5 protein-coding genes are annotated in these 8,012 nt (G+C 70.6%); all 5 read left to right on the top strand.

What is annotated here, in order from left to right:
* Positions 1-430: 430 nt before the first annotated feature.
* Positions 431-5,458: a SpaA isopeptide-forming pilin-related protein gene (locus tag VLF38_RS11860; protein ID WP_325271470.1), complete on the top strand. Its 5,028-nt coding sequence runs from the start codon at positions 431-433 to the stop codon at positions 5,456-5,458.
* 10 nt (positions 5,459-5,468) lie between these two features.
* Positions 5,469-6,626: a S66 peptidase family protein gene (locus VLF38_RS11865; RefSeq protein ID WP_325271471.1), complete on the top strand. Its 1,158-nt coding sequence runs from the start codon at positions 5,469-5,471 to the stop codon at positions 6,624-6,626.
* An 84-nt stretch (positions 6,627-6,710) separates the two neighbouring features.
* Positions 6,711-7,091 carry a phage holin family protein gene (locus VLF38_RS11870; protein WP_325271472.1) on the top strand — a complete coding sequence of 127 codons (381 nt, stop codon included), beginning with the start codon at positions 6,711-6,713 and terminating at the stop codon, positions 7,089-7,091.
* Positions 7,088-7,615: a low molecular weight protein-tyrosine-phosphatase gene (locus VLF38_RS11875; RefSeq protein ID WP_325271473.1), complete on the top strand. Its 528-nt coding sequence runs from the start codon at positions 7,088-7,090 to the stop codon at positions 7,613-7,615. The genes VLF38_RS11870 and VLF38_RS11875 overlap by 4 nt, the downstream gene beginning before the upstream one ends.
* On the top strand, positions 7,612-8,012 hold a 401-nt coding region (locus tag VLF38_RS11880), incomplete at its 3' end, for a fructosamine kinase family protein (protein WP_325271474.1). The genes VLF38_RS11875 and VLF38_RS11880, both read left to right, overlap by 4 nt.

An 8,012-nucleotide genomic window follows, 5' to 3' on the forward strand; every position in this document is an offset into this window, starting at 1 on the left:
CCGGCGCGAGCGAGAGCTCGCCCCGGGCCCCGGCTCGTTTCCCGGCACCGCCTCATTTCCCGACGCCGCGGGACCACGCGTGATCGTGCCGGAGCGCCCCGGGTGCTGGATGGCTGACGACGCTGGGGCACCCCGGACCGCATGACCACCGGGGTCACGGCTGGGGTACTCCCCCAGTGCGGTACGAGCCTGCGCGGGAGAAGGATCAGAGCGCTGACACGTCGTCGCCGGGAGCCATGGGGGCTCCTCTCGGGCGCGGCGCCATTGGCTTCCACCTCGCTGCTCGGCAGCAGGCGCGGGGCGCGCAGTTTCACCCAGGCCACGCCGCTCGGGCGCCGGCGGACCTGCACCTTGTGGGGGATTCACCGTGACCACCAGTTCTCCTCGCGGACGCTCTGCGCGCCCGCGACCCGTCGTATGCCTGCTCCGGATGGTCCTCGCGCTGGCGATCGCCTTCCTGACCGTCCCCTTCCTCACCCTCGCTCCGGCGTACGCCGACGACACGGCCGCCGCGGCCGGTGAGGTGACCGCGACGGAGGTGGTGGACCCACCCCCGGACCAAACCGCTGAAGAGCCGCCGGCCCAGGAGCCGGCGGCTGAGGAGCCTGCCCCCACGGAGCCGGCACCCGAGGCGCAGGAGGCACCTGCCCCGGAGCAGCCCTCCGCGCCGGAGGTCACCACCAGCGACGAGTCGACCGCCGGCGGCACGTCGACCAACATCGGCGGCACGACGGCGCAGAGGCTGGCCGCAGCACCCGCCCTGGAGCCGCTGCCGGACCCTGACTGCACGGTCACCGGCTTCACCCAGAACACCGCGGAGGGCGGGGGCGGGTCCTGGATCAACGGCGCCCTCAACCAGAACAACAGCAACTACGCCGAGGGCGACCTGGTGCCCCAGAAGATCGACCTGAAGGGCCTGGTCCCCGGCGAGTACACGATCGGCTTCACCTTCGACCGCACGAAGAACGGGCTCTACGCCTACGACTACGTGACCGGGCTCTACATCGACGGCAGCGCTGGCGCGACGGCCTCCTGGACGAGCTCGACCCACCCCGGGGACTTCGACGGACCGGCGCCGGTGGGCGCCGCGACCGGCACCACCACCGTGTCCGTGACGATCACGTTCACGATCACCGACGCCAGTGACGGCACCGCGGTGATCGGCTGGGACGGCCACATCGCCTCCGAGCTGGACTACGGCCCGGACAGCGGCGCCGGCACGATCAACGGCGCGCCGTACCACTTCTCGCTGGTCAGCACGGCCGGAGACTTCGGCTGCGACACCGGCAGCCGCGACAACCAGCTGATGGCCGACGCGGTCGACGCGGGCGAGATCACCATCGTCAAGAACGCCGTCCCGAACGACGCCCAGGACTTCCACTTCACGCTCGCCGCGCCGAACGACCTGAACGCGGCGTTCGACCTGGACGACGACGGTGAGGGCACGCTGCCGAACAGCGTCACCTACCGCGTGCCGCCCGGCACCACGACCGCGGCCGAGGTGAACATCCCTGACGGCTGGACCCTCACCGACATCACCTGCAGCAAGGCCGGCACGGAGACAGCCAACTCCGTCAGCGTGACCTTGGCCGACAACGAGGCCGTGACCTGCACGTTCACCAACAGCCGCACCTCCACGCTCGAGGTCGACAAGATGTGGGTGATCAACGGTGGCGCACCCGTCCAGGAGGGCTCCGAGCCCGCGCACCTGGGCCTCGGCGCCCAGCTGACGGTCGACGGCAACAACGAGGCCTGGAACACCGCCCTCGACGGCTACCTCCAGGGCACCACGGTCACGCTCGACGAGACCGTCACCTTCGGCAACGACCTCTGTGACTGGGCCGGCACGACCCACGGCAGCGTCACCGAGGTCAACGGAGAGACCCCGGCCGACGGGACGCTCCCCCACGACGTCGCCCTCGGCGGCGGCGCCAACCACGCCACCATCACCAACGAGGTCACCTGCGACGGTGCGCTCGTGCTGAAGAAGGTCGTGGACAACACGAACGGCGGCACCGCCGTACCGGGCGACTTCACACTCGTCGCATCCCCCGCCGGCGGCGGTGCCGACCTGACCACGCAGGGCTCCCTCGAGGGCAACACCCTCACCGTCACCGCGGGTGCCACCTACGACCTGTCCGAGACCGGGTGGCCGCTCGACACGGCCCTCCCGGCGGGCTACACGCTGGCCGGCATCGACTGCGGCGCGGGCGAGGTCACGAGCGTGCAGGTGCCCGCGGGTGAGACCCGCACCTGCACGTTCACCAACGAGGACAGCCCCGGCAGCCTGACCCTGGTCAAGGTCGTCGAGCACAACGGCACGGGCGACGACGCCGAGGCTGATGACTGGACGCTGACCGCGGAGCCCGACTTCGCGGGCCAGGCGACGATCTCCGGCACGACCGGCGTCTCCGGCGCAGCGAAGGCGGGCACCTACGACCTCTCCGAGGACGGCCCGACGACGTACGACGCGAGCACCTGGAGCTGCCTCGAGGGCAACGCCATCGTCCCGGTGACCGATGCGTCCGTCACCCTGGCCATGGGCCAGGACGTCACCTGCACGATCACCAACACGGCGCGGTGGCCGCACCTGACCCTGGTCAAGATCGTCGACCCGGGTGAGACCAACGACGACACGGAGGCCTCGGCGTTCACGCTGACGGCGACGCCTCAGGCCGGACCGCAGGAGCCGCTCAGCGGCCCGGGTCCGATCGTCGAGGACGACGTCATGGTCGGCACCTACGACCTCAGCGAGTCGGGCCCCGACGGCTACGACCCGAGCGAGGCCGGCTGGCAGTGCGTCAACGCCGCGCAGGAGGCAGTGCCGGTCGTGGACGACGCCGTGACCATCGGAGTCGCCGAGTCCATCACCTGCACGATCGTCAACGTCGCGGTGCCCGCCACCGTCGAGGTCGACAAGTACTGGTCGGTCAACGGTGGTGAGCCGGTCCTCGACAGTGAGCTGGCCGACGCCGGCCTCGGTTACCTCGAGCTCGACGCGCAGCTGCTGGTCAGCGGCAACGAGCAGGACTGGGACACCGTCATCGGCGGCTTCCTCCGCGGCGCACCGATCAGCCTCGACGAGCAGGTCACGGTCGGCAACGACCTCTGCCGCTCGACCGGCGGGAAGGTGGTCGAGAGCCACGGCTCCACGGTCCCCTCCGCCAGCGGCGGCCTGCCGTACGCCGACACCGTCCTGGCCGGCACGAACCACTACACGATCCTCAACACCGTGGAGTGCGCCTCGGAGCTGACCCTGGTCAAGGTGGTCGACCCCGGCGAGACCGGCGACGAGACGGCGGCCGACGCGTTCACGCTGAGCGCCGACCCGACGCTCGAGGGTGAGCCCACGCTCACCGGTGCGGGTGGCGCCAGCGCGGCGGTCACCGAGGGCGACTTCGTCCTCTCCGAGACCGGCCCGACGACGTACTCGATGGACCTCGAGGGCTGGACGTGCGTGGCCGGGAACGACGACCTCGAGGTCACCGACTCGACCGTCACGGTGCCGCTCGCCACGAGCGTGACCTGCACGATCATCAACCACGCGATCCCGAGCGAGTGGACGGTCGCGAAGTCCTCCAACCCGCCGAGTGGTTCCACCGTCCAGCCCGGCGAGCAGATCGACTACACGGTCACGCTCTCCAAGGTCGGCAACGGAGTCCCGGTCGAGGACATCACGGTCACCGACAACCTCACCGGTGTCGAGGACGGCTGGGTCTCGGGTCTCGAGGACGAAGGCGCCTCGATCAGCGGCGGCGTCATCACCTGGCCCGTCGCGGAGCTCGGCGACACCCCGCTGACGCTGACCTACACGGTCACCGTCGGGGCGGACGCGTGGAACTCCGAGATCGACAACGTCGTCACGCCGGGCCCCGTGCCCTGCCTCGACATCGACGGCCAGGAGTGCGACCACACCGAGCACTTCACGCCGCACTACACGCTCGACAAGGCCGTGGAACTGCTCGAGGAATCGGGAGACGGCGACGAGCTCGCCGAGCCGGGTGAGCAGCTGGAGTACACGCTGACGATCGTCAACGACACCGAGCACGCCGTCGTCGACACCGTCATCACCGACGACCTCTCCGACGTCCTCGACGACGCCACGGTGGTCTCGCTCGGCGACGGCCTGTCCCTCGACGGGACCGAGCTGAGCTGGACCGTGGAGAACCTCGGCGCCGGCGACACCCTCCAGGTCACCTACGTCGTGGAGATCAACGACGGCGCCTGGGGCGTCACGCTCCGCAACGTCGCCACCCCGGTGCCCGACGACGGCGGCGAGTGCATCCCGCCGGGCGACGTGCCCGGTGGCACCGATGACAACGACGAGTGCGAGACGACGACGGAGACCCCGCCGGTCACCACCATGGTCGTGGAGAAGCGCGACCTGGAGACCGACGAGGTCCTCGCGGGAGCGACGTTCCAGGTCTGGTCGCTGGGCGCGGTGCCCGAGGGTGGCTGTGACTTCTCCGCCGAGCCGGGCGCCGAGGGCCAGATCCTCGTGGGCACGGCCGTGACCGAGGCTGACGGGCAGGCGCTCTTCCACGACCTCCAGCACGGTTGCTACCTCCTGGTGGAGACCGTCGCCCCGGCCGGCTACGAGCTGCCCGAGGACGCGGTGATGGGTGTCCAGATCGACGAGCTGAACTTCGTCGACGGCGGAGAGATGTCGCCGATCGTGGTGACGGACTTCGCCGAGGGGCAGCTCGCCATCGTCGCCAAGCGCCAGTTCGAGCGGATCGGCGGCGAGTGGGTCGAGAGCGACGGCGAGGTCGGCTTCGGCGACACCGTCCGCTACGTCGTGCGGGTCGCGGCCACCGGGCCGAAGAACTTCCACGACGTGAAGGTCACCGACTACGTGCCCGGCTTCAACCCCGACGACACGGTGTCGACGGTCGACGGGAGCCTGGTCGAGGGATCCGCGGTCTGTGCAGAAGGACTGACCTGCACGACCTCGGTCGACCCGGAGACACAGCTGGTCACCTGGGACATCGGCGACCTCGAGCCCGACGCGGGGGCCACCATCGGCGGGACGGCGGTCATGGACGTGGTCTTCCCGGAGGCTCCGGTCGACGTCATCCTCGCCCTCGAGCCCGAGGAGACCTTCACCTCCACCCTCTGGAACATCGGGTTCCTGGAGTGGGACGAAGCGGTCCAGGCGACCGACGGGGAAGCCCTCGCCCGGCTCGCCGGTTCCGGTGGCGGCGGCGCGGGTGCCCGGGTGGCCTCCGCGGCCATGGTCGAGCTGCCGATGGTCCACCACAAGCTCACCTCCAACGAGGTGGTCGTGACGGCCTCCATCACGGCCCCGCCGGAGGAGTTCGTCCCCGGTCGGACGCCGCGTCCGCAGGGCTCGCCGCTCCCCCAGACCGGTGCCCCCGCGGGAATCCTGCCCCTCGCGCTCGCCGCGATCATCCTGATCGGAGCCGGCCTCCGCCTGACCCGTCGCAAGGAGGAGTGAGCCGTACGGCGTGACGTACGTCGAGACCCGGGTCCTGGTTCGCCGAGACCCGGGTCTTGGCGTGTCGAGACCCGGGGTTGGCATAACGAGGCCCCGCGTTTGCGTATCGGGCGAATCGCGTTGCGCGGCCGTCGATGCGGCTGGCATGGTCGCGGCCATGATCCGATTCCCTGCTCCGCTCCTTCCGGGCGACACGATCGCGGTGACGTCGCCGTCGGCGGGCGCGAGTGGTCCGGGGGCCGAGCGGATCGACTTCTGCGTCGAGTGGCTCCGACTACAGGGCTATGAAGTCGTCGTGGGCGAGTGCATGGACGGATCAGGGATCACCTCCGGCCCGGCCGAACAGCGGGCCGCCGAGCTCACCGCGATGCTCTGTGACCCAGACGTCCGCTGTGTGTTGCCCCCGTGGGGCGGCGAAACGGCGATCGACCTGGTCGACCTGCTCGACTGGGATGCACTCGCCGCAGCCGAACCGACCTGGCTGGTCGGCTACTCCGACCTGTCGACCATCCTGCTGCCGATCACCACACGCCTCGGTTGGGCCACCTTGCACGGCGACAACCTGGCTGACACCCCCTACGCCACCCCCGGAGGGCTGCTGCCCTGGACGCGCCTTGCGTCAGACACCGGGCCTCACGTGCAAAGGGATTCGGGTCTGATCGCTGACTGGTGGCGCTTCGAGGAGGATCCGAAGGCGACGCACTGGCGCCAGGTCGGCGAAGGTGGGTGGAGACTCCACGGAGCCGATTCGCTGAACGTCAGCGGCCGACTCATCGGCGGATGTATCGAGACCATGGCGAACCTTGCCGGAACGCCGTACGGCGATGTCGCGTCGTTCGGCAGCACGCACGCCAGCGAGGGTCTCCTGGTCTACCTCGAAGCGGCGGAGGACGAGGCAGCGACGATCTGCCGAAACCTCCACGGGCTCCGCCTGGCTGGGTGGTTCGACCAGGCGAAGGCGATCGTCATCGGCCGAACCAACGGCGCCGAGAACCCGAAGATGACGCAGGAGCAAGCCGTGCTCGACGCGCTCGGACGCCTTGGACTGCCGATCGTGTTCGACGTCGAGATCGGCCACGTGCCGCCACATCTTCCGCTCGTCAATGGAGCGTTGGCGACCCTCACGATCGACGGCGAACAGCGGCAGATCGTTCAGGAGCTCCGCTGACCCGGAGTCCGTCGGGGCCGATCGAGAAGTGACCGCATTCCTCCGCGCGTATCCAGATTGCGGCGCCGTCCTACGCTGTTGGGCGTGAAGCTCCTCATCTGGATCGTGTCGACGATGGCCGGCCTGGCCGCGGCGGCGTGGCTCTTCGACGGCATCTCCGTGGACGGCGCCGACTGGAAGCAGCAGCTGCCGCCGCTGCTGGGCGCGGCGCTGATCCTCGGGCTGGTGACCGCGCTGGTCGAGCCGGTGGTGAAGTTCTTCTCGTTCCCGGTGATCATCCTGACGATCGGGCTCTTCGCGCTCGTCGTGAACGCGCTCATGCTCCACCTGACGAGCTGGCTGGCCGAGCAGGTCGACGTCGGCTTCCACGTCGACGGCTTCTGGACCGCCCTCTTCGGCAGCATCGTGATCACCCTCGTCGCCGCGCTCACCCGCGCCCTCCTCCCCGAGGAGGACCGGTCGTGAGCCCTGCCCTCCCGCCGGCGACCGGGCCGGGCTATCGCATAGCGGTCGTCTGCCTCGGCAACATCTGCCGCTCCCCCGTCGCCGACGTCGTCCTCAACGCGCGCCTCGCCGAGGCCGGCCTCACCGGCGCCGGTCTCACCGTCACCGTCGACTCCTACGGCACCGGCGGCTGGCACGTCGGCGAGCCGATGGACCGGCGCTCCGCCGCGACCCTCACCGCCGCCGGCTACGACGCGTCCCGGCACCGCGCCCAGCAGTTCCGCGGCGCCCACGCCTCGGCGTACGACCTGGTGCTGGCGATGGACGCCTCACACCACGCCGACCTCGGAGCGCTCGGCGTCCCGGAGGAGCGGCTGCTGATGTTCCGGGCGTTCGATCCCGAGGGCGAGGGCGACGTGCCGGATCCCTACTACGGCGGGCCGCAGGGCTTCGACGACGTGCTGGCGATGATCGAACGGACGGCCGGCGCGCTCGTCACCGAGCTCGCAGCACTGGCCGAGGCCAGCAGGACGCAGGCGTCATGACCCGGCAGTCGGCGATCGCTCGCCGTGCGGAGCAGCTGCTCGGCACGGCGGTCGTCTCGACTGCGCCCGTCGCCGGAGGCGACATCAACACGGCCACCCGGCTCCGCCTCTCCGACGGCCGGGTCGTGCTGCTCAAGTCCCAGGCGGGACCGCCCGCGGGCTTCTTCGCCAGCGAGGCACGCGGCCTGCGCCAGCTCGCCGCGGCAGGGGCGCCCGCGCCCCTCCCCCTCGCGTACGACGAGTCGTGCCTGCTCCTGCCGTGGATCGAGCCCGGACGACCTGGCGCCGACGCCGCCGACCAGCTCGGCCGTGACCTCGCCGCGCTCCACCAGGCTCGGTGTGCCGCGTTCGGTGCCGAGGACGACGGCTGGATCGGCCGGCTGCCGCTGCCCAACAC

Source organism: Nocardioides sp. (assembly GCF_035481145.1).
In the GTDB taxonomy this organism is placed as follows: domain Bacteria; phylum Actinomycetota; class Actinomycetes; order Propionibacteriales; family Nocardioidaceae; genus Nocardioides.

Bases quoted from the DNA above. Each gene is read 5' to 3' on its own strand.
- VLF38_RS11860 (WP_325271470.1), top strand. From the start codon at position 431: ATGGTCCTCGCGCTGGCGATCGCCTTCCTGACCGTCCCCTTCCTCACC.